The sequence below is a fragment of the Corynebacterium sp. c7Ub_26 genome (assembly GCF_053760365.1).
Genome location: NZ_JBSNBL010000003.1, coordinates 208,771 through 229,559, shown reverse-complemented (window position 1 = coordinate 229,559; position 20,789 = coordinate 208,771). Strand labels below are relative to the sequence as shown.

The window sequence follows — 20,789 nt, the reverse complement described above, 5'->3', positions numbered from 1 at the left end:
ACGGTCCCAGAAAAACTGAAGGAAGAGACGCATGGGCCGATTGGAGAGTTCTATTTCAGCCAGAAAGACGTCGACAATCCCTGACCATGAGGACGCAGACGACAATGGCGCCGACAATGGCACAGGGAAAAAAGACCCGACGAAAAATCAGGTAGCCGGCGGGTCTCAACCAACCAGGACCGTAGACCCGCCAGATGTGAACTGGCCGGTGTTTATCATTTCCGGCGTTCTCATCATCTGCATTGCGCTGTGGGCGATACTGGCGCCCGATAATGCACTATCCGTGCTGACGGACATCGTCGGAACAGTATCGAAGAATGCTGGATGGTTCTATATCCTCACCGCTACGTTGGCTGTGCTGTTCATGCTCGGTGTTGCCATCACCCGTGCGGGCCTCATCAAACTCGGGCCGGACCATGCGAAACCGCAGTTCGGCCTTTTCTCTTGGGCATCGATGCTATTTGCCGCAGGCATCGGCATTGACCTGCTGTTCTTCTCGGTGGCGGAACCGGTTTCCCAGTATTACCACCCACCATCAGGTGACGGTGAAAGTATTGAAGCTGCACGTCAGGCCGTTGTCTTCACCCTGTTCCACTACGGGATCACTGGGTGGGCTCTCTACGCCTTGATGGGAATGGCGTTTGGGTACTTCGCATACCGCCTGAACATGCCCCTATCCATTCGATCCGCGCTCTACCCGCTGATCGGTAAGCGGATCCACGGGCCCGCCGGCGATGCCGTTGATATCGCGGCCATGTTAGGCACGGTTTTCGGTGTTGCCACGTCATTGGGTATCGGCGTTGTTCAGCTCAATTATGGGCTGAAGGTCCTTTTTAACTTTCCCGAAAACTTAGGCTGGCAAATAGGGTTAATCGTGCTAGCCGTTGCGGTCGCCACGATTTCTGCAGTGTCCGGTGTTGATAAAGGAATCAAACGACTCTCAGAGATCAACGTGCTCCTCGCGATCGGACTGATGCTCTACATCCTGGTCACAGGCCGAACAGCCTTCCTCTTCGACGCCTTGGTCATGAATGTGGGCGAGTATGTCTCGAAGTTCCCGGGCATGACGATGGATACCTACGCCTTCTCCGGTGCTCAAGAATGGCTGAACTCATGGACGCTGTTCTTCTGGGCATGGTGGGTGGCCTGGGCCCCCTTCATCGGCCTGTTCCTGGCGCGCATTTCGCGCGGGCGCAGTTTGCGGCAGTTCGTTGTCGGTACGATGTCCGTACCATTTTTATTCGTCCTGCTATGGGTGTCCTTTTTCGGGAATTCCGCTCTGGACAAAGTTATTCACGGCGATAGCGACTTTGGCCACATGGCAGTCGATAAACCAGAGCGCGCGTTCTATCTCCTGCTCGGTCAGTATCCGGCCGGCATGGTGGTCATGGGGGCAGCGTCGCTGATCGGTCTGTTGCTCTACATCACCTCTGCGGACTCCGCCGCACTGGTCATGAGTAACTTCACGTCGAAAATTACGGATTCCCAGCAAGATGGACGTGCATGGTCCCGTATTTTCTGGGCCGCCGCCGTTGGTGTGCTCACCATATCCATGCTGTTCGTCGACGGTATTCCCGCTTTGCAAAACGCAACGATCATCATGGGATTGCCATTTGCGATCGTCATGTATCTCGTGATGTACAGCTTGTTTAAGTCATTGCGTTTGGAACTATTGCAATCCAAATCGAGTGCGCGTGCTTTGCACGGCGCAATGTCTAGCCGTGCTGCGCCTGCGGAAGCGGGAATGAACTGGAGGAAGCGCCTCAACCGCGCCATGTCATTCCCGTCATATACCCAGGTGGAGACGTACATTGATAACGTTGCCGCCCCTGCCTTGGACAAGGTGGCGAAGGCATGCAAGGAACGCGGCGCGGATGTCGAGTACACGCGATCAATCGTGGAGGGCCTGGGACTGGCTCAGCTTGACTTCCGCGTGAAGTTTGGGAGCGACAAAGACTTCCGCTATCAGATTTATCCGACGCAGTACCCGATGCCGTCGTTTGCCGGCCGCATTCATCTGGATAGTGACAGTGAAGAACTGTATTACCGGTTGGAAATCTTCACGCTTACCGGTTCACTGGGCTATGACGTTTATGGTTATACGGAATCTCAGCTCATTGAAAACGTTTTAGATTTGTATGAGAGGCATATGGAATTCCTTCACCTTCAATCCGATCTTCCGGGTGGGTCCGACTTGTCGGATAACGCCGATCCGGTCGTCGAATGGGTGGACGATTATTCCGACTATGCTGCGGACAGTGCCGCTACAACAGGCAGTTCTGTGAGAAGCGAGAAACAAGAGGAGGCGGATACGTCGGCCTCCACGGAGGAATCGACGGCAGCCAGCGACTCGTCCTCAGCATCATCACAGAGCTCAGCCTCTCCACAGAGCGAAAAATAACGATCACGAGAAAGTGAGTGCAGACACGTTATGTCGCAATCAACGACGCAAATGAAAACTGCCCCTACGCCGGCAGCCGAGCCGGAATCACTGTTCATCAATGGTGAATGGGGTTCTGCAATCGACGGTGAGACGCGCACGATCACCTGTCCTGCTAACAATCAGGCAGTGGGCGTGGTCGCTGAGGCGTCGACGAAGGACACAGACCGCGCTATCGCCGCTGCTCGTGAGGCTTTTGACTCGGGCGTGTGGTCAGGCTGGTCGGGTTTTGACCGCGGTCAGCTTCTCCTCGCCGTCGCGGACGGTATTGAGGAACGCAAGGATGAATTCGCGCTTGCGGAGTCCTTGGACACGGGTAAGCGTCTCATGGAATCCAATGCCGATATGGATGATATCATCGGATGCTTCCGTTATTTCGGCAAGCTCGCCGGTAACGACGCCGGACGCGTCGTTGACGCTGGTGATCCGTCGATAAGCTCGCGTATTGTGCGTGAGCCCGTAGGCGTGTGCGGGCTGATTACCCCGTGGAATTACCCGCTCCTTCAGGTTGCGTGGAAGGTTGCGCCCTGTGTGGCGGCGGCAAACACGTTCGTCCTGAAGCCGGCCGAGCTGACGCCTCATACTTCTATGTTGCTGCTGGATGTGATGGACAAGGCCGGGCTGCCGAAGGGTGCAGGGAACCTGATCACCGGTGCTGGTAAATCGGCGGGCGCACCTTTATCGAGTGACCCGCGCGTCGACATGGTGTCGTTCACGGGTGGCCTGGAGACCGGACGCCATTTGGCCTCTGAAGCGTCTCTCACAGTGAAGAAGATCGCCCTTGAGCTGGGCGGCAAGAACCCGAACGTCATTTTCGCGGATGCCGACTACGATGCCGCGTTGGATAACGCGATGAATGCTGCATTCGTCCACTCCGGCCAGGTGTGCTCGGCGGGCGCTCGGCTCGTCGTCGAGGAGTCTGTTGCGGAGCGATTCGTCACCGACCTTGTTGCCCGTGCGGAAAAGGTTCGCTTGGGTGGCCCATTTGATGAGAAAGCGGAGACGGGTGCGCTGATCTCGGAGGCGCACCGCGAGAAGGTTTCGAATTATGTGGCCCATGCGCGCGAACAAGGTGCCCGCGTCCGGTGTGGCGGTGCTTTTGGTACCGGCCCCACAGCCGACGGCAGCGCGTCATTGGATGATGGCTGGTTCTACTTGCCGACGGTGATCGATCAGTGCACCCAAGAGATGGACTGTGTTCACGATGAGGCTTTTGGCCCGACGGTGACCGTGGAGACATTCTCGACGGAAGAGGAAGCCATCCGCATCGCGAACGACACGAACTACGGGCTGGCCGGGGCCGTGTGGACATCCGACGCGGGCCGCGCAGAGCGCGTTGCTCGTGGGTTGCGGCACGGAACGATCTGGATTAATGATTTCCACCCCTACTTGCCGCAGGCAGAGTGGGGTGGCTTCGGCCAGTCCGGTATGGGCCGCGAGCTCGGCCCCACTGGCCTGGAGGAATACACCGAGCCGAAGCACATTTATCACAACACGACGCCGGCCGTGACCGGGTGGTTTAGCCCCGAGGAGTAGGTTTTTCGACGGAGAACAGTGGCCGCATCGTCGTGACCGATGCGTTCTCCGCCGGCTCGGATGCCATGGTGATCTCCATCCGTCGGCTATCCATCACCACCACAGGAACGGTGGTGGGACGGCCGGCTGCGGCGACGGCGGGTACGTCGTATGTCACGATCGGCTGGCCTTGAACAACGTGGTCGCCTTTCGCGGCATGGACGGTAAATCCTTGGCCGTTTAATTCGACGGTGTCGATACCTAGGTGTACGAGAACGCCGATGCGGTCGTCGGTCATGATGGCGAAGGCGTGTGGGAAGAGCTGCATGATGCGGCCACTGACGGGGGCGACGGCTTCGAGGACTCCCTGTTCTGGGCGGATAGCGAGGCCGCGGCCCACCGTTTCCGAAGCGAACGTTTTATCTTCTACCTGCGAGAGCGGGATCACTGTTCCGGGGATCGGCGCGCGGACCTCCAGTGGCCCATGGTTTTGGGGTTGTGCTGCGGGCGAGTCCGTGGATCCTTCCGTGCGCGTGCCGGTGGCAGCCCCCGCGAGAGCTGCGTTGATTTCATCTTTAAGGACATCGGATTCTGTCCCGAAGACTGCTTGAACGCTGGTCCCGATTTCCATGACCCCGGACGCGCCCAATGCTTGAAGCTTGTTCTTATCGACGGCGGCGGGGTTGTTGACTTCCATGCGGAGCCGGGTAATGCATGCATCCACGTTGGCGAGGTTGTCTCGCCCGCCGAAGGCATTAATCAGGTCTTCGGCCTGCGACGAAGGCGACGATGGGCTAGGTGAACCGTGTGTCGCCGCGCCACCTGCGGTGACACCGGTTTTGGCAGGGGAGGTCTTCGTCGAGTCGTTGTTTGCCGTCGTAGAGCCGGTGGCTGAGCCCGACTCATTGGTGTTGTCAGCTGCACCGACCGTCGTGTCCGCTCGGCCTGGCGTGTGGAGATTCCAATGCACGATGGCGAATCGGAATATGAGGTAGTACAGAACCGCGAATGCGAGTCCTTGAACGATAAGAAGAGGAATGTTGTGTGCAGCGGGCGCCGTGCCGTAGAGGATCAAATCGAGTAGTCCGGCAGAGAACGAGAACCCCAGGTGGATATTCAGCAGCTCCGCAATGGCGAGGGATAGTCCCGTGAGTACCGCATGGACAACGTAGAGGGAGAACGCCAGGAACATAAACGCGAATTCGAGGGGTTCGGTCACACCGGTGAAGAACGCCGTCAGTCCAGCGGCGGAGAGGATACCGATCGCCGTCGCTTTTTGGCCCTTCTTCGCTGTGTGAATCATGGCCAGCGCTGCTGCGGGGAGGCCAAACATCAAAATGGGATAAAAACCGGAGGTCAGTAGCCCCGCTGAGTGGTCACCTGCGGCGAAGCGGGAGAGCTCGCCGGACACAGTTCCGTCGGGTCCGTTGTAATCACCGTAAATAAACCACACGTAGGTGTTCAGAATGTGGTGAAGTCCCAGCGGAATGAGCATTCGGTTAGCAAATCCGTAAACAAACGCTCCTAATGCGCCCGTTCCACCGATGAATCGGCCAATCGCCGTCAACCCTTCGTTAAAGATGGGGTAAATGTACGACAGAACGAATCCGGTGATCAGCGTCGTTACTGAGACGACAATGGGTACGAATCGACGTCCACCGAAAAACCCGAGGTAGGACGGCAGTTTAATGTCGTGATACTTGTCGTAGAGCCACGCGGTGAGTAGACCGACGACGATACCGCCGAAAACGCTGTAATCGATGAGGGCTTGTTCGCCTGAGGAATCTTTGACTCCGTGGAGGACGAGCGGCGACATTTGTTTGAACACAGCACCCATCACGAGGTAGCCGGCGACAGCGGCGAGGGCTGTTGACCCGTCGGCCTTCTTAGCGAACCCAATGGCTACGCCGACCGCAAAAAGCAGCGGGAGCTGGGAGAAAAGCGCTTGGCCGGCCGCGCTCATCGCCTCGAAGAAGGGGCCGATGACGGGAGTTTGGATCCTTCCGAGGAGGTCATCTTGGCCTAATCGGAGAAGTATTCCCGCTGCCGGTAGGAGCGCGATGGGCAGCATGAGGCTTTTGCCCAACCGCTGGAGCTGGGAAAAGTCGGTTCTATGAAACCTCCGTTTCGACGCTGAGGGGGATGCTTCCGGTGAGGACGACGGTGACGTCGACGGGGCATCAGCCCTGGTGGGGAGCGAATCTGGCCGCTGGGTGGCCACAAGATTTTTACGCGAGGACGAGCGCGCGGTACTTGTCATACAACCTATGGTGGTTGCACCTAACGCGTGAATCAAGTGAGGTCTTCGTCACTCGAAGTGGAGTGTATTGACCTGAGCCGTACCGATGTAAGAAGCAGTAAGGTTTTATTTCCTCTATCCTTTTAGGAAAGCGATCTATCAAGGGTGCGAAGTCGGGACGAGACCAGTACGAAGCTGGTGCGAGGTCAGTGCCACATCGCGCCACCCGGGCGACAATCGAGCCTGCATGGGCCAAATGTAAAGGAAGAAGGACGGTATGGGTCGGGTTAAACAAGTGTTGTCATACCGGATTACCCGAATTATTTTGTGTGTGATTATAGGACTAGTACTCGGCCTTCTGATTTATCTGGGGTTCAGGCTTTATTTGGATAATATGCTAGGAGGCCGATAGTGAAGAAAGTCGCCTGGGGTATTCTCTATGTGTTTATTGTTGTTGTCGTAGCTGCCGTGACCGCCTATTACTTTTGTACGCGTATTGATGTGTTGAGTAGAACGTTTAAAAATAATCCAGATTTATATTCAGTGGTGAAGGACCTTAAATATGGCGATGGGGTCCAGAACAACTTCGACTTATACCTTCCCAAGGATAAAAACGGCTCCCAGTTTTCTCTAGTGGTGTGGATCCATGGGGGCGGGTTTGTCAGCGGTGATAAAAAAGATGCTGCCTCGGCAAAGGACGCAGCAACCCGAGGGTACGTGTCGGCTTCTGTGAACTACACGACCAACACCGATGATCATCCCTCAAACCTGGACAAAATGTACACGGAGATCAAGAACAGTGTGAAGGCTGTAGTTGCACAAGCCAAGCAACACGGATATCCAGTGAATCAAATGGCCATTACTGGGGAATCTGCTGGCGGTACCCTCGCGATGATGTACGCCTTCCGTGACGGGAAGGACAGTCCCGTTCCTCTCAAACTTGTGTTTCAGGAAGTCGGGCCAGCAAGTTTCCAGCCGGAAGACTGGGCTGACTCAAATGGCGATATTAAGGGCTACGGGAAAGATAAAAAGAAGTTCTTAACTGAACTGACGGGCGTGCAGCTCAGCGATCATGACATGGCGGATGGTTCTTATCACGACCTTGCGGAACGCGTTTCTCCCTATCATTACGTTTCCGCTAATTCCGTTCCCATGTTGATGGCATACGGAAAGAAAGACAAAATTGTTCCCTTTAAGGTGCATAATCGCTTATTGAGCGCTCTTGATAATAACCACGTCCCCTACGACTATTTCGTCTTCCCCCGATCGGGCCACGGTCTGTACTCGGACCCCGGTCAAGCAAAGAAGTACGTCGACAAACTTGGGGACTACTACGACAAATACTTCGATTAACCGCCCCGCACAGCACGGGCCTCTCCGCCCCGTTCTCCACCACATCCGACGCTAAATAGCTCTGCGCGGACCCAGCCAGTACTCTAGGCATGGTGTTTGCGTCGAGGATGTGCCGGAGGCCAGCGTCGTAAGTTCAGTGCTCAAGTGCTGTAGTGCTGGACCATTTTGCTGGCATCTTGCTATTGGGGAACCTCGTCGCGCTGGTGAGCTGCGGTAGGCTCGGTATGTTGACGGAAGTGAAATGAAAGGGTTAGCGAGTATGAGCCAGGCCGGGAGTCAGGCTAAAAGTCGAGCTGTGGAGCGCCTTCAGCGCGTTATTCTGCCTCGCAGGGGGGAGCCGCACGATGTTCGGTCGTTGTACATGATCGAATCGAAGGCGAACAAGTCGCGCGCTGTGCTCCACAGTCGCACCGAGGCAACATTCCCGGCGGGCGCCGAGGTCAGCTTCGAAACCTATTTCAACGGCTTCCCGGCTTCATATTGGCGACGCTGGACTCAGCTGAAATCCGTCGTCTTGAAGCTCGAGCTGCAGGGCGACGCGCGTGCCGACGTCTACCGGTCAAAAATCGACGGATCCCGCATTGCTGTCGAAGGCAAAATGACCGACGTACTGGCCGATGACATTCACGCCACAACGGCCGATGAGAGCACGCAGGACACCATCGAGGGCGAGCCGTCATCCGCGGAGTCCACTGTATCGACGCTGGAATTTGAGATCCCTCTGGACCGCTTCGAAGACGGCGGCTGGATCTGGTTTGACCTGACTTGCGAAACAGATGTCACGTTGTTGGCCGCCGGGTGGTACGCGCCAGAACAGCCTGGTCCTCAAACGCTGCCCGACGGGTCGACGATCGGCCCGCAGGATAAATCCGTGACGGTGGGTATTCCGACCTTCAACCGTCCCGCCGACGCCGTTGCCGCTTTAGAGGCCATCGCTTCTGACCCAGAAGTCGATGCCGTTATCGACGCTGTTTTGATGCCCGACCAGGGGACGAAGCATCCTGCCGATGAACCGGGCTTCGATGACGCTGTCAAGCACTTTGGTGACCGGTTCCACGAGTTCCGCCAGGGCAACCTGGGTGGATCGGGCGGTTACTCCCGCATTATGTATGAGGCACTGGGTGGTGTGGGCTCTGACGAGGAGCGCAAAAAGCGAGCCACCAAAGCTCCGTTCATTCTCTATATGGACGATGACATCGCCATCGAACCTGACTCCATTCTTCGCGCGCTCCAGGTTGCCCGGTACGCACGCCAGCCCATGTTGGTCGGCGGCCAGATGCTAAACCTGCAAGAGCGCAGCCACTTGCACAGCATGGGCGAGGTTATTGATCGGCATTCGTTCATGTGGACCTCGGCACCTCACGTCCATTACGACCACGACTTTTATCAGTACCCGCTGCGTGACCGTAAAGATCACGGGCGGAACGCCAATGGCGATGTGATTACCTCGCGTGACCTTCACCGTCGTATCGACGTCGACTATAACGGCTGGTGGATGTGCATGATCCCCCGTGTTGTCGCAGAAACCATCGGCCAGCCGTTGCCCTTGTTCATTAAATGGGATGACGGCGAATACGGCCTCCGCGCCGGGCATGCGGGCTTCCCGACGGCATCGTGGCCGGGTATCGCGATTTGGCATATGGCCTGGTCCGATAAGGATGATGCTATTGACTGGCAGGCCTATTTCCACCTGCGCAACCGTTTGATCGTCGCTGCTATCGAGCAGGACGGATCCATTTTGGGCATGCTGCAGTCGATGGCCAAGGCGACGACGAAGCATCTCATGTGTCTCGAGTACTCGACGGTCGCTATCCAGAACGAAGCCATTAAGGACTTCTTGCGTGGCCCTGACCAGCTCTTTGACATCCTCGACACCGCGCTCCCGCGCATCAACGAGTTGCGCAAAGAGTACCCGGATGCCGTCGTGTTGCCCTCAGCGTCGGCGGTTCCGCCGGCTAAGGGTGGGCCGAAGAATCTCACAAAGATCCCGCTCAACCCCCTAGCTAAGGTGTCTACGCTGTCGAAAGCTGTGAAAAAGCAGTTCTCGCCCAGCGATGGTGACCCCGAGGTTCCCGACGTTAACCTTCCGCCGATCGAGGCTCGCTGGTTCTCCTTGTCGCGTGTCGACGGAGCTACGGTGACGACGGCCGACGGCCGCGGAGTTGTGTTCCGTAAGCGTAACCGTGCCAAGGCCGTGAAGTTGGCCCGTGAGTCGATGCGTTTGCAGAAAGAAATTTACGATCGCTTCCCGGAGATGCGCCAGCTGTATCGCAAGGCTCACCCAAGGCTGACCAGCCGCGAGGGATGGAGCACGATCTTTGAACGCTAAACACAAAGGGGATCCCTTCGACGAAACCCGGGTGCTTGAGTTCATCCAGGGCGCCATTGCGGATAAACCGGGTGTTATGCCTCTGGCCAGGGGGCTCAGCCACGCGGGTGAACATGCCGCAGCCTGGTTGGCGCTGGGCGTCGTCGGAATGATCGCGGATGAAAAGCGTCGAACCCAGTGGGGAATACTGACCGGGGCAGCGTTTGGGAGCCACGCAGCATCTGTGATTCTCAAGCGTATTGTTCATCGTCCCAGGCCCCATGGCCCCCGTGTGCGGATCGGGGTGAAGACTCCGTCGAAGTTGAGTTTTCCCTCGTCACATGCCACGTCGACGACGGCCGCGATGATTGAGCTCTCACGGATCACCGGTTCACGCGTGCCATTGACAGTAATTCCGCTTATGATGCTGTCGCGAATGACAGTCGGCGTGCATTATCCAACAGATGTTGCAGCCGGGGCCCTCCTGGGAGGAATATCGGCGGAAGCTATTCATCGGGCTGTGACGCACCAGTAAACTAGTGCGGTCGATAGCGTGGATAGGGTAGTGCGATTGATGGCGACTGCGAATGTCACCACAGAGGAGTTATAAAGACACGATGGCGGGCAATGAACACGATCCGTATCCCAGTAATGAATCCAATGGTGCGCTAATTGGGTCCGAGCCTCATACACGAGGTCTCTACCCCGAGGCTCCGAAAAACGCGGACGATAAAGCCTCCGCGAAAGTGCGGGCGCCCAAGAACCTGCCAGAGGCGATGTTCAAGGCCATCCGCCCCAAGCAGTGGGTGAAGAATGTCTTGGTGGTGGCCGCTCCTGCAGCGGCCGGTTCGGATATGTTCACTGGTCGCGTCGCCGTGGACGTCTTCATTGCGTTCGTTGCCTTCTGCTGCGCGGCGTCGTCGATTTATTTGATTAACGACGCTCGCGATGTTGAAGCCGACCGCGCTCACCCGACGAAGCGGTACCGCCCTATTGCCGCGGGTGTGCTCCCGGTGGGAGTGGCTTATGGAATGGCCGTTGTCCTCATTCTTGCTGCATTAGCTGTCTCTTTCTTATCGACGTCTGCCTGGGCTTTGGCGACGGTGATCGGTGTCTACATCATCCTGCAGTTGGGATACTGCTTCGGATGGAAACACCAGCCCGTGATTGATATTGCGTTGGTGTCCTCGGGATTCCTTTTGCGTGCAATGGGTGGTGGCGTCGCTGCGGGGATCGACCTCTCACAGTGGTTCCTCTTGGTCGCGGCGTTTGGTTCCCTGTTCATGGCGGCTGGCAAGCGGTATTCGGAAATTCTGCTGGCAGCTAAATCGGGGGCGAAAATTCGTAAGTCCCTTGAGGGATATACCCCGACTTATTTGCGCTTTGTATGGACTTTGTCTGCGACGGCGGTCGTGCTGACCTATGCCCTATGGGGCTTTGAGATGGGCCAGAAAGATAGTTCCGCGTCTGCCCTGTGGTACGAGATTTCGATGGTGCCGTTTACGGTCGCTATTTTGCGGTATGCAGCCGACGTGGACCGTGGTGATGGGGGCGCGCCAGATGAATTAGCTCTGCGTGACCACGTACTTCAGCTACTGGGACTCCTCTGGGCGATTGCGATTTTCGTCGCGGTGTATGTGGCGCCGTCCTTCTAGGGTGACACTTCTCGGGTGCGGCTTGTCAGTTGTGGCGTGAGAACCGTCGTACCTGGTGAAAATCGCGAAGTAACGAGGACAGAGTATTATTCGATTACTATTGTGTGTCATCGTTCCACCGAGTGTGATCGGTGATCGTTCATTTCCGGTGCGCTGGCCGATTGTGAGGATCTGCCTCGGGGTGAATGGACGGCTACTGAAGGGCCGACCGCGTTCGTACCGTGAATGAGTGAGATAGGGAACTTCCCAGGCTCTTGAGGAAAGAGGAAAATTTTATGATGAGCTTCTCGCGACGTGTGGGAGCTATACGTAGGCCCTGGCTTATGGTGGCCGTGCTGGTGAGTGCCATTGCGCTCATGCTGGGCATGACCACCGCCCTGAGCTCAAATAAAGCTCATGCGGAGGGGAGCCGAGACACCCTACGGCCGGGCTGTACATGGGATGCTGCCGCCTACTGGGTGCAGAAGTGCACAGTCCACTCGAACGCCATGAACAAGGACATTCCGGTCCAAATTCAGGCAGCCAATGGTAACGGCAATGCAGGCCTCTACATTTTGGGCGGATTCGCCGGGCCAACGAACAGCAGTGGCTGGATTGACTGGGCACACGCTCAAAACATTTTCGTTGACGACAACATCACGAAGGTCTTTCCCCTGGGTGGTAAAGCTTCCTTCTACACGGACTGGGAGAAGCCCTCTACATCAGCTGATGGCACCCAAACCTACAAGTGGGACACGTTCTTAAGCTCTGAGCTTCCCGCGTATCTCCAGGCTAACTTCGGCGTTTCACCGACCAACAACGCGGTTGCCGGAATGTCGATGGGTGGTACTGGCGCTATGAACTTGGCTGCTCATCACCCGAACCAGTTCCGTCAGGTTTCATCATTCTCGGGCTACTTAGCTACCTCGAACCCGATCATGCGCATGGGCATTGCTGGCTCGATGCTCGGAAATGGCGGGTACCGCATCGACCAGATGTGGACCGGTGACCGCATCCGTCAGAACGATCCGACGAAGAACGCAGCCGCATACCGCAACACCGACGTGTACATTTCCGCGGCGACCGGCTGGTGGAACCCGCAGGATGACTTCTTCGCTAACCCTGTCTACTCCGTATCCGTGATGGGTATGGAAGCTGTGTCGCGTGTGACCACCACCCAGTTTGAAGGTGCTCTTCGTGCGCAGGGTATTAACCCGACCATTGATTACCCCTTGGCTGGTGTTCACAACTGGACCAACTGGCGTGAAGAACTGATCAAGGTTCGCCCCCGTATCCTCCAGGCAACCCAGAGTGCCGCTGGTCAGGGCGTTCCTGAGGGTGATAAGCCGCTGACAGGCGATCCCGGTTCACGGTCTGCCACCGTTCCGGGGGTTCGTGGCGACGATGTTTCTCCTGCCGCTCAGAATGACGCAGCTGCCACCGGTGGCGACGTCCAGCGCGCTGTTGAGAACAGCCACCAGGAACAGTAGGTCACCACTGAGCCACCACAGAGGGGGCCTGGGAAAATAACGTAAACATTCCTTCATAAGACGCAGGTACCGGTTAGGGTGCCTGCGTCTTATGTGTATTCCTCCGTTATCAAGCGAAGTGTCGGTAAAAAACCACATAAACAACACCGTTATCCGCGCGTCGCATAGGTAACATGCGTATAACACGGTAATAATGATGTCGGAAGAAAATGTTTACCGGCACAGAACTAAGGAACTACAGGTATGCGCGCCTCTTCGAAGCTCTCCCATCGTCGGACGTGGCCCACCACGATCGCTGCAACAGGTTTTGTTGTCATGCTTGGTGCAGCGGCTATTCACACGGGCGCGAGAGCCGAGGATGCCCCCGCAGAGAGCCAGAGCCCCAGTGCCTCTGTAAGCGCTGCTCCACGAGGTTCTGAGAACGGCGATGGGGCCGCTCCAGCAGAGCATGCCGACGTTCCTGATTCAGTTCAGAGAGAAGCTGCCAAGAACGCGTTCCCTCTCAGTATTCCTTCTGAGCCGCTTCCGATGCGCACAGAGCAACAACAGCTCGATAACCTTCCCGATGGGGTATCCATTGACCACGTCGATTGGTTAACTGACCGACGGGTGGCGCTGTATATCAACTCCAAGGCGATGCCTGGAAATCCCATTAAGGTTGAGATTCTTCTCGCCCGGGATTGGTACTCCCAGCCGGATAAAACATTCCCGACGGTTCTTGGGCTCGACGGTATCGTCCCCAACCAAATTGAGAACGGGTGGACCGCGGGGACGAATATTGTTCAGCAATTCGCGGACCGCAATGTCAACGTCGTCTTGCCGGTGGGTGGCCTCGCCTCGTTCTATACCGACTGGCTGAATGAAGATAGTGGCGTGCTCTACAAGTGGGAGTCCTTCCTCACTCAGGAACTTCCCCCGATTCTTAAGGAAGGCTGGCGGGCTAATGACAAGACTGCCGTCTTCGGTATGTCGGCCGGTGCGACAGGTGCCATGAACCTTGCCGAACGGCATCCGGACATGTTCAACTTCGTCGGTTCCTACTCGGGTTATCTGGACACGAGTTCTCCGGGGATGAGCGAGGGGATCGGTCTTGTCATGAAGACAGTGTCTCCTTTCAATGCTGAGAACATGTGGGGGCAGTATGGGTCTGAAGGTTGGAAAGAGCACGACCCGAAGCTCAACGTCAGCAAGTTGAAGAACACCGGTGTATATGTTTCCGCAGGATCTGGTGCAGCCGGATCCTATGACGACGAGAGCCAGGTCCTTCCAGGGCTTCCGAAGAAGGGGCTCACGTTCGGGCAAGAAGCACTAGCTCGGATGACGTCGGAAACGTTCGTGAGCCACGCCAAGCGCGCGGGTATCAATGTCACGACGGCGTTCCGCAATTCTGGAACCCACACCTGGCCGTATTGGCAATTCGAACTGGGTAAGTCCTGGCCGTACATGGCGGATGCTCTTGGTCTGTCGCAGAACGATCGCGGCGCGAACTGTGTGCCCATGGGTGAAATTGCCAGTGCCGCACTGAAAGACCAGGACAAGCTTGGTGGGTGCACTTCCGACGAGTACGACGGCGCCAACGGAGGAAAGATCCAGGATTTCCGGAATGGACGCACGTTCTGGAGTCCGTCGACAGGAGCGCATAACCTGTGGGGCCGTATCGGCGCTCATTATGCCGAGATGGGCGGACCCAAATCATTCCTGGGCTACCCGACGAGCGAAGAGATCACCTCTCCCGATGGCAAAGGGCGGTTCGTGACGTTTGAGCACGGATCCATCTATTGGAACGCTGAGACCGGACCTCACGCTTTGAAGCCGGAGATGTTCGACGCCTGGGGAACAACGGGCTACGAAACCGGAAAGCTGGGTTACCCCACAGCTGATGAGAAGTCAGTGGCGGGAGGTGCGGTCCAAGAGTTCCAAAACGGCCTGGTGGCGAGGGCAAAAGGTGGAACAGCGCATTATGTGCAAGGTGAGATTGCCAAGAAGTTCAAAGACGTTGGTGGAGCAGACAAACTCGGCTTCGCAAAGACCGACGAAGTACCCGTTGATGGTGGAGCGTTCACCGAATTCGACAAAGGCTACATTTACTGGTCCCCGGATACCGGCGCCCACGTCATCATGAAAGGCGGAATTTTCGACGCCTGGGATAAGAATGGTGCCCAAGGTGGGAAGTATGGGTTCCCGACCTCAGACATGACAAATATCCCAGCCGGCGGTCTGACCATTGATTTCCAGCACGGCACTATTAAAGAGATCAACGGTCAGGTTCAGGAACCGTAAATCCGGGTAAGGATGATCGTCAACGCTGCGACCCATCCATCACTATGATGGCGCGATGACGGCAACGTGAAACAGCGACGAGATAACAGTGTCGATGGGAACGACGGGAAGGACACACGCATGACTTCACGCGGTGGATTCACAATGAGCTCGAATGCTGCTGATGACGCTGAAGGCCACGAGGTGAACCAGCCGTTGGCTTCCCCTCGTCGTCGGAACCGTCAAGCCTGGAACCGTCGCTCGTCAGTCACGCGGGGTGCTGCCCTAGCTTTAGCATCTGTGCTGGCCGGGGGGGTTCTCGCGGCGTGCGGTGATGGCTCCACAGCCACGCAAGACGATTCCGATTCCGCCACGACCACTCAAGCTCGGTCATCCAGTTCATCGAGCAGTTCGACAAAGTCATCCGCGAGTTCGTCGTCGGCAAGTTCTAAAAAATCGGCGGATTCCAATAACGGCGTCGGCGATAATCCTGATGCCAAGGACGATGAAACCCCGGTTGAGGTGTCACGAGTTCCGGCACCGAACCGTGGCCAGCGCACGGACGAAGAAAAGAAATTCTTGTCGACGATTCAGAAGGACAAGATCAACGTTGATGGCTCCGCGGCTGACCAAGTGATTGCGTCCGCTATGGAATACTGCCAGGCAAAGGCTGAGGGGCAGGACAGTTTTTCGGTGAGAGCGATGGCCGGACAGCTGATCGAGCAGAAGCTCACGGACCAGCCCTTGGACCAGGTGGAACGCGCGATTACTGAGTCTGCCGACAGCGACTTGTGCGGTGACTAGACCCTCGACATGTAACCTGTTGCTATGGCGCAGAAAGGGTCTCGATCAGTATTTCGCAAACTACTGGTCATCGTTGGTGTTCTCATTCTTCTGGGAGCAATCGCCGTCGGAATAGCGCAGTGGATGGGGTCGCAAGGCCAAGGCCCTGGAGCTCCGTCGAACAATGGTGAAGGGCCTGGTAATCCGGAACAACCCGCAGATTGTCCGTCCGTCGAGGTTATTGCCGTGCCTGGAACAGGGGAGTCCTCGACGAGTGACGATCCGCTTCACCCGACACAATTCCCGAACGCGTTGCTTCAAGGCGTTACAGGGCCTTTGACGCAGAACAATGATTCATCGTCTGTGAAGGTCTGGACAGCGAATTATCCCGCTCAGATGAAAACTCTGGCGACGTTGGACCAGATGAATTATGCGGACTCGGTTAACGAGGGAATCCGCATCGTCAACGCAGAACTATCCGCAACCCGTGATCATTGTCCTGCGACGAAGTTCGTCATCATGGGGTTCTCCCAGGGAGCGGCCATAGCGGGCGATGTTGCGAGTGACATAGGAAATAACCGTGGTGTCGTGCCGAGCGACACCGTCGCGGGAGTCACCGCACTTGCTGATCCACGTCGGATGACCGGCGAAGGACAAACGGTCGGGGCTCAACCGAAAGGCGTCGGATCCGAAATTGCCTTGCAACCCTTCGCAGCGGTGCTGGGCAATGTGGTACCTGGGTTTACTCCCCGTGGTCCGCGATCTGGGGGAATGGGAGACCTGAACGACCGCGTCAATGAGATTTGCGCGCCGGGCGATGCCATGTGCGATATGCCCACCAGTTTGAAGGTTGAGCCAGAGAACGTGGACGCGCTGTTCACAGGCAACTCGCTGCATATTCAATACGGCACGAACCCGAACGTTATCGAGGGAACGACGTCTATCGCGTGGATGCTTCAGTGGGCTCAAGGGCTAATTAACAACAACACATAGTCCACGCTGTGTAGGCCGCGCCGCGTAAATCCCGCCGCGTCGGGTAGGGTCGCGTAGATCGCACGCACGCGGACACGAAGCGGATATGAAAAACCCGCACCTTGCTCCCCAGCAGGTGCGGGCTTCTCTGTCCCATTGCTCCCTCAGATTCCTATAGATCACCCTTCTTTCCTAGTAGCTTCGGCATAAAGCCTGAGTCCGTTTTTCAGTGGCTAGCGGTGTACAGGTGGTGTGACGCTGTGTACCCGTGGCACCCTGCGTCGGTAGAAAACTGAGAATCCTGTTGTGGTCTCCGTCAGCCACTGACATGAATGAATCTACGGACATTCTCTGGTGGTTCCATCGAGTGAAGCTGTTAGTTTCCTTAGAACTGTGGTCACTATCACCCATCAATCTTCCCGTAAAACAGAAAGAAGATGCCGACCGTTCTTTTCTTTGGCACAACAGCCATGTATTTTATGGATAGGACATGGAAGTCCTGAGTCATTCCAGACATGCCTGTGAGAGGATCGCAGGTCATCACTGGACACAATGAGGATGCATTGTCACCTCAAGGCTCATAAGCATATGACGGTGGGCATGGTGTAGCTCAGAGCCTCAAGCATTTCACGCTTTGGGCTGGGGGATCCAACCCGTGCCACCAGGAAATAAAGGGGAATTACATACAATGGGGGATAACCAAATCTCTTCGCGGGCAACTCATCGGGGATACCGCGGAAAGCACAGGGATAGTGAAACGCGCATCGGGGACCGCGCATCCTTCGCGGTTCCAGCAATGAGCTTGGGCATTGCGTGTGTGGGCATCACCGCAGCAGCTCCCGCTGCATTCGCCGGAGGATTTGTCGAACCGCAGTCGGTATCCGTTAAGCCACAGCAAACGATGAATCAGCAGGTGGCAAAACCCGCGCAGGCAATACCCAAACAATCGCAAACGGTCATCTCAGCGTCCGAACGCGGAGGCACACAACAGTCCATCGCTCAGGGAATCCGCGTATAGCAAAAGCAGATCCCGCGCATGACGCCGCAATCGACTGCAACTCTCCCGAAGGCTACTGCACCTCAGCGTGCTGCTGTACAGATTGATCAGCAGACACGTAACGACGCGCAAACTGTCCAGGTTAACCGGCAGTTATCGCAGAAAGAGATTAGTGGGAAAGATCTTGTCGCGGGAGATAGCGCTCGCGGTGTTCGTAATGACCACGCGCAACGCATCGGTGTCGGCCCGTGCTCTGTTGGAGTGTCTAAGGCCGGAGCTAAGTCGGAAGCCGCCTCTAACGAAAGCGCAATCGGCGTGACTGCGGTAGCGAAACTCGCCATGGACTACAAGAACCGGATCGCTAGCCATATCGCCGCGCCGGGAGCTTCTCTGGCTAAGAGTGCCGATTGCTCATGCCCACCGGACCGTGGCGCAATCCAGCAGAAGGATGCTCAGCGCATCGCCGCGTCGGCCCGCCATGCATGGAAAGCGGATGGAAGCACGACGAATGAATCCGCTGTCGCAATCAGTGGCATCGGTAAGTCGGGAATTGTGTGGGGCGTCAAGGGCAGCATCTCATCTACGACCGCTGAACAATCTGTTGAACAGCAGCGTACGAGCATGCAGAAGCGCATTATTGAGCAGAACCGTAGCACCCAGGTGTCTGCCCCGGTAGAGAAGGGGACGCCGATTCAGAAGGGCACCCCGATCGAAAAAGGCACGACCATCCAGAACGTGTCGCGGACGGTAGAGAAGGGCACACCCATTGCCCAGAGGAATCTCATTACCGAGAAAGACATTCGGGCCACTCAAGAAACAGTGAATCAGCACATTGCCAACGCTGCAGCAACCGTCAAGGCCAATGCTGCAGCAGCGGTTAACGCTAACGCGTCAAACCTGATCAACGCTGGTCTGTCAATTGCCGGCAACGTTTCGGCATCCATTAACAGCGGTAATGTCCCTAATGTGCAAGGGAACTGCCCTGTTCAGCAGCAGGTGAAGCAGGACCCATGCCAGAAGCCAGCACCGGAAAAGAAGCCGTGTGCGTCAGCGCCACAGGGCCAGCTAGGGGTCAGCATTAATGCGCAGGCCTCCCTCGGTGTGAATCTCAACCTGTCAGTGTAAGAACTGCCAGAACAAAGAGGATCTAGAACACAGAGGATGAGGGCTCTTAGATGCCACCGTTAGGCAGTGGACTACCACGACACCATGTGGGCGGACACTGCCGCGGTGGCGATACGCCTATTTCACACCATCGAAGAGCTTCACAATGGGCTTCGATACCGCCAGAATGATGGCTCCGATCATCACGCACACGCAGATCATTGTTATGAAATAGATCGTGGAATCATGTGCGGACTCCGGATTGTAGAAGCCAGCCAGCGTACCTGCTAAAGCCGTACCCACAGCGGAGGTCAGATTCCACATCGCCACCATCCGTGCCGGATACGCACGCGGGGCAAGCTTCGTAGACATCGACAACCCCACCGGAGACAGCAACAGCTCGGACACAGTGAAGAGGAAGAGCACTACAACAATCATGTAGTAGGGCGTCGAATGGTCGGCATAGCTAACAAAGAAGAGGAACGGAACTAGGCCAAGCCCCAACATAATGGCCGACATACCAAACTTCACCGGAGTAGACGGCTGACGTGTACCAAGACGATCCCACAGAATCGTGAAAAGCGGCGCTAAAAGAATAATGAAGATCGGGTTAATCGACTGAACCCATGAGGCCGGAGTGTTCATGAAGCCCCAACTCAAGTTCAGCTTCTTATCCGCATACATTGCCACCATCGTGAACTGCTGTTGGTAAATCGACCAAAACACGCACGCAGCCAGGAACATCGGAATAAACCCCAGCAAACGATGGAGTTCCGTCCGGTTCACCAATGAAGAACGGTACATTTCCTGCCAGAAATAAATAGCGGCAACAATTGCAATGACCGCAACATACGTCGACACTGAGAAGTGGGGAAGAGCAAAGCAAGCCCCACAATGATGACCGTCAACGCGATGACTCCGCCCCACGACTTCACGCGTTCATCAGGCCGCAAAGGATTCGGTGCCTTGGCGCCAGCATTCTGCAACGTGGTCTTCCGCATGAGAATGTACTGAATAAGCCCCAACGCCATACCAACCGCAGCTGCCCCGAAGCCCCAGTGGAACCCCATCTGCTTCCATAACGCGCCAGTCACCAGCGGGCCAATCAACGCCCCGATGTTCACGCCCATGTAGAACAACGAAAATCCGCCGTCGCGTTTGGGGTCGCCCTCTTTGTATAAGGTCCCCACCATCGCGGAGTTCGCCGTTTTCAGAGCACCTGATCCCACGGCAACCAGGACAAGACCAATAATCAGGCCAGTGAACCCAGGCAGGAGGGCGAGCGACATATGCCCCAACATGATGAGCACTGCCGAGTAAAACAGTGTCTTTTCCGCCCCCAGGACACGGTCAGAAATCCACGCGCCACCGATCGAAGCGAGGAACACCGCACCGCCATAAGCACCAACGATCGACGTCGCCAGGCTTTCGGACATGCCCAGCCCGCCGTCGTCGGTACTGTGATACAGGTAGAAGAGAACAAGGCCTTGCAGCCCGTAGAAGCTGAAGCGCTCCCACATCTCCACGCCGAAGAGGTTCGCCAACCCCCAAGGGTGGCCGAAGAATGTTTTGGAGGTGGTTTCGCCGCGTTCAGCGAGGCCGGATCCGGTGGATCCTGAGGCCAAGTCGGTATGTGACATACAACTATTGAATCACTCCGCTATTTCTCGTCATGCATAGCGGGGGCCATTTATT

Annotated in this window: 15 protein-coding genes; 12 read left to right on the top strand and 3 right to left on the bottom strand. The window is 56.5% G+C overall.

Translation table 11 applies throughout. The annotated features are described in order from the left end of the window. Positions 1–31: 31 nt before the first annotated feature. Positions 32–2,401, top strand: a complete 2,370-nt coding sequence (gene betT / locus ACWORE_RS06725; protein WP_455303236.1) for a choline BCCT transporter BetT — start codon at positions 32–34, stop codon at positions 2,399–2,401. Between the two features lie 30 nt (positions 2,402–2,431). Further along, positions 2,432–3,976: an aldehyde dehydrogenase family protein gene (locus ACWORE_RS06720; RefSeq protein WP_455303235.1), complete on the top strand. Its 1,545-nt coding sequence runs from the start codon at positions 2,432–2,434 to the stop codon at positions 3,974–3,976. On the opposite strand, the gene ACWORE_RS06715 is transcribed toward ACWORE_RS06720, so the two are convergent. Beyond that, complete coding sequence (locus ACWORE_RS06715) at positions 3,960–6,215, bottom strand: glucose PTS transporter subunit IIA (protein ID WP_455303234.1); 2,256 nt, start codon at positions 6,213–6,215, stop codon at positions 3,960–3,962. The two genes, ACWORE_RS06720 and ACWORE_RS06715, sit on opposite strands and share 17 nt — an antisense overlap. Positions 6,216–6,605: 390 nt before the next feature. Here ACWORE_RS06715 and ACWORE_RS06710 point away from each other — a divergent pair, with 390 nt between their 5' ends. The 10 genes from ACWORE_RS06710 (at position 6,606) to ACWORE_RS06665 (ending at position 19,115) form a co-directional block, all read left to right on the top strand. Next, a complete protein-coding gene (locus ACWORE_RS06710) occupies positions 6,606–7,547 on the top strand; it encodes a prolyl oligopeptidase family serine peptidase (protein WP_455303233.1) in 942 nt (313 codons plus the stop codon). A gap of 259 nt (positions 7,548–7,806) precedes the next feature. Next, positions 7,807–9,876, top strand: a complete 2,070-nt coding sequence (locus ACWORE_RS06705) for a glycosyltransferase (RefSeq protein ID WP_448234664.1) — start codon at positions 7,807–7,809, stop codon at positions 9,874–9,876. A gap of 76 nt (positions 9,877–9,952) precedes the next feature. After that, entirely contained in the window at positions 9,953–10,390 is a 438-nt protein-coding gene (locus ACWORE_RS06700; protein WP_236881787.1) for a phosphatase PAP2 family protein, read from the top strand. Between the two features lie 82 nt (positions 10,391–10,472). Further along, a complete protein-coding gene (locus ACWORE_RS06695) occupies positions 10,473–11,510 on the top strand; it encodes a decaprenyl-phosphate phosphoribosyltransferase (RefSeq protein WP_406605472.1) in 1,038 nt (345 codons plus the stop codon). Between the two features lie 338 nt (positions 11,511–11,848). Further along, on the top strand, positions 11,849–12,979 hold the full coding sequence (locus tag ACWORE_RS06690; protein ID WP_406605473.1) for an alpha/beta hydrolase: 1,131 nt from the start codon (positions 11,849–11,851) through the stop codon (positions 12,977–12,979). 243 nt (positions 12,980–13,222) lie between these two features. Next, on the top strand, positions 13,223–15,259 hold the full coding sequence (locus tag ACWORE_RS06685) for an alpha/beta hydrolase-fold protein (protein ID WP_455303232.1): 2,037 nt from the start codon (positions 13,223–13,225) through the stop codon (positions 15,257–15,259). A gap of 120 nt (positions 15,260–15,379) precedes the next feature. Beyond that, positions 15,380–16,042 (top strand): hypothetical protein, encoded by a 663-nt coding sequence (locus ACWORE_RS06680; RefSeq protein WP_406605475.1) that lies wholly within the window; start codon positions 15,380–15,382, stop codon positions 16,040–16,042. A gap of 24 nt (positions 16,043–16,066) precedes the next feature. Next, positions 16,067–17,014, top strand: coding sequence for a cutinase family protein (locus ACWORE_RS06675; protein ID WP_455303231.1), 948 nt, complete (start codon positions 16,067–16,069; stop codon positions 17,012–17,014). Positions 17,015–17,681: 667 nt separating this feature from the next. Next, positions 17,682–18,011 (top strand): hypothetical protein, encoded by a 330-nt coding sequence (locus tag ACWORE_RS06670; protein WP_455303230.1) that lies wholly within the window; start codon positions 17,682–17,684, stop codon positions 18,009–18,011. A gap of 18 nt (positions 18,012–18,029) precedes the next feature. Continuing rightward, positions 18,030–19,115 (top strand): hypothetical protein, encoded by a 1,086-nt coding sequence (locus ACWORE_RS06665; protein ID WP_455303229.1) that lies wholly within the window; start codon positions 18,030–18,032, stop codon positions 19,113–19,115. A gap of 117 nt (positions 19,116–19,232) precedes the next feature. On the opposite strand, the gene ACWORE_RS06660 is transcribed toward ACWORE_RS06665, so the two are convergent. Then, complete coding sequence (locus ACWORE_RS06660; RefSeq protein WP_455303228.1) at positions 19,233–19,955, bottom strand: oligopeptide:H+ symporter; 723 nt, start codon at positions 19,953–19,955, stop codon at positions 19,233–19,235. Next, positions 19,877–20,734, bottom strand: coding sequence for a peptide MFS transporter (locus ACWORE_RS06655; protein ID WP_455303227.1), 858 nt, complete (start codon positions 20,732–20,734; stop codon positions 19,877–19,879). Before ACWORE_RS06655 ends, ACWORE_RS06660 begins: the two co-directional genes overlap by 79 nt. Positions 20,735–20,789 lie beyond the last annotated feature (55 nt).

What these genes read in the sequence shown, in the direction of transcription:
- ACWORE_RS06680 (WP_406605475.1), top strand. Translation starts at nt 15,380, where the DNA reads ATGACTTCACGCGGTGGATTCACAATGAGCTCGAATGCTGCTGATGAC.
- ACWORE_RS06715 (WP_455303234.1), bottom strand. Translation starts at nt 6,215, where the DNA reads ATGACAAGTACCGCGCGCTCGTCCTCGCGTAAAAATCTTGTGGCCACC.
- ACWORE_RS06685 (WP_455303232.1), top strand. Translation starts at nt 13,223, where the DNA reads ATGCGCGCCTCTTCGAAGCTCTCCCATCGTCGGACGTGGCCCACCACG.
- betT (WP_455303236.1), top strand. Translation starts at nt 32, where the DNA reads ATGGGCCGATTGGAGAGTTCTATTTCAGCCAGAAAGACGTCGACAATC.
- ACWORE_RS06705 (WP_448234664.1), top strand. Translation starts at nt 7,807, where the DNA reads ATGAGCCAGGCCGGGAGTCAGGCTAAAAGTCGAGCTGTGGAGCGCCTT.
- ACWORE_RS06665 (WP_455303229.1), top strand. Translation starts at nt 18,030, where the DNA reads ATGACGCCGCAATCGACTGCAACTCTCCCGAAGGCTACTGCACCTCAG.
- ACWORE_RS06675 (WP_455303231.1), top strand. Translation starts at nt 16,067, where the DNA reads ATGGCGCAGAAAGGGTCTCGATCAGTATTTCGCAAACTACTGGTCATC.
- ACWORE_RS06700 (WP_236881787.1), top strand. Translation starts at nt 9,953, where the DNA reads ATGCCTCTGGCCAGGGGGCTCAGCCACGCGGGTGAACATGCCGCAGCC.
- ACWORE_RS06695 (WP_406605472.1), top strand. Translation starts at nt 10,473, where the DNA reads ATGGCGGGCAATGAACACGATCCGTATCCCAGTAATGAATCCAATGGT.
- ACWORE_RS06670 (WP_455303230.1), top strand. Translation starts at nt 17,682, where the DNA reads ATGGGGGATAACCAAATCTCTTCGCGGGCAACTCATCGGGGATACCGC.
- ACWORE_RS06720 (WP_455303235.1), top strand. Translation starts at nt 2,432, where the DNA reads ATGTCGCAATCAACGACGCAAATGAAAACTGCCCCTACGCCGGCAGCC.
- ACWORE_RS06655 (WP_455303227.1), bottom strand. Translation starts at nt 20,734, where the DNA reads ATGTCACATACCGACTTGGCCTCAGGATCCACCGGATCCGGCCTCGCT.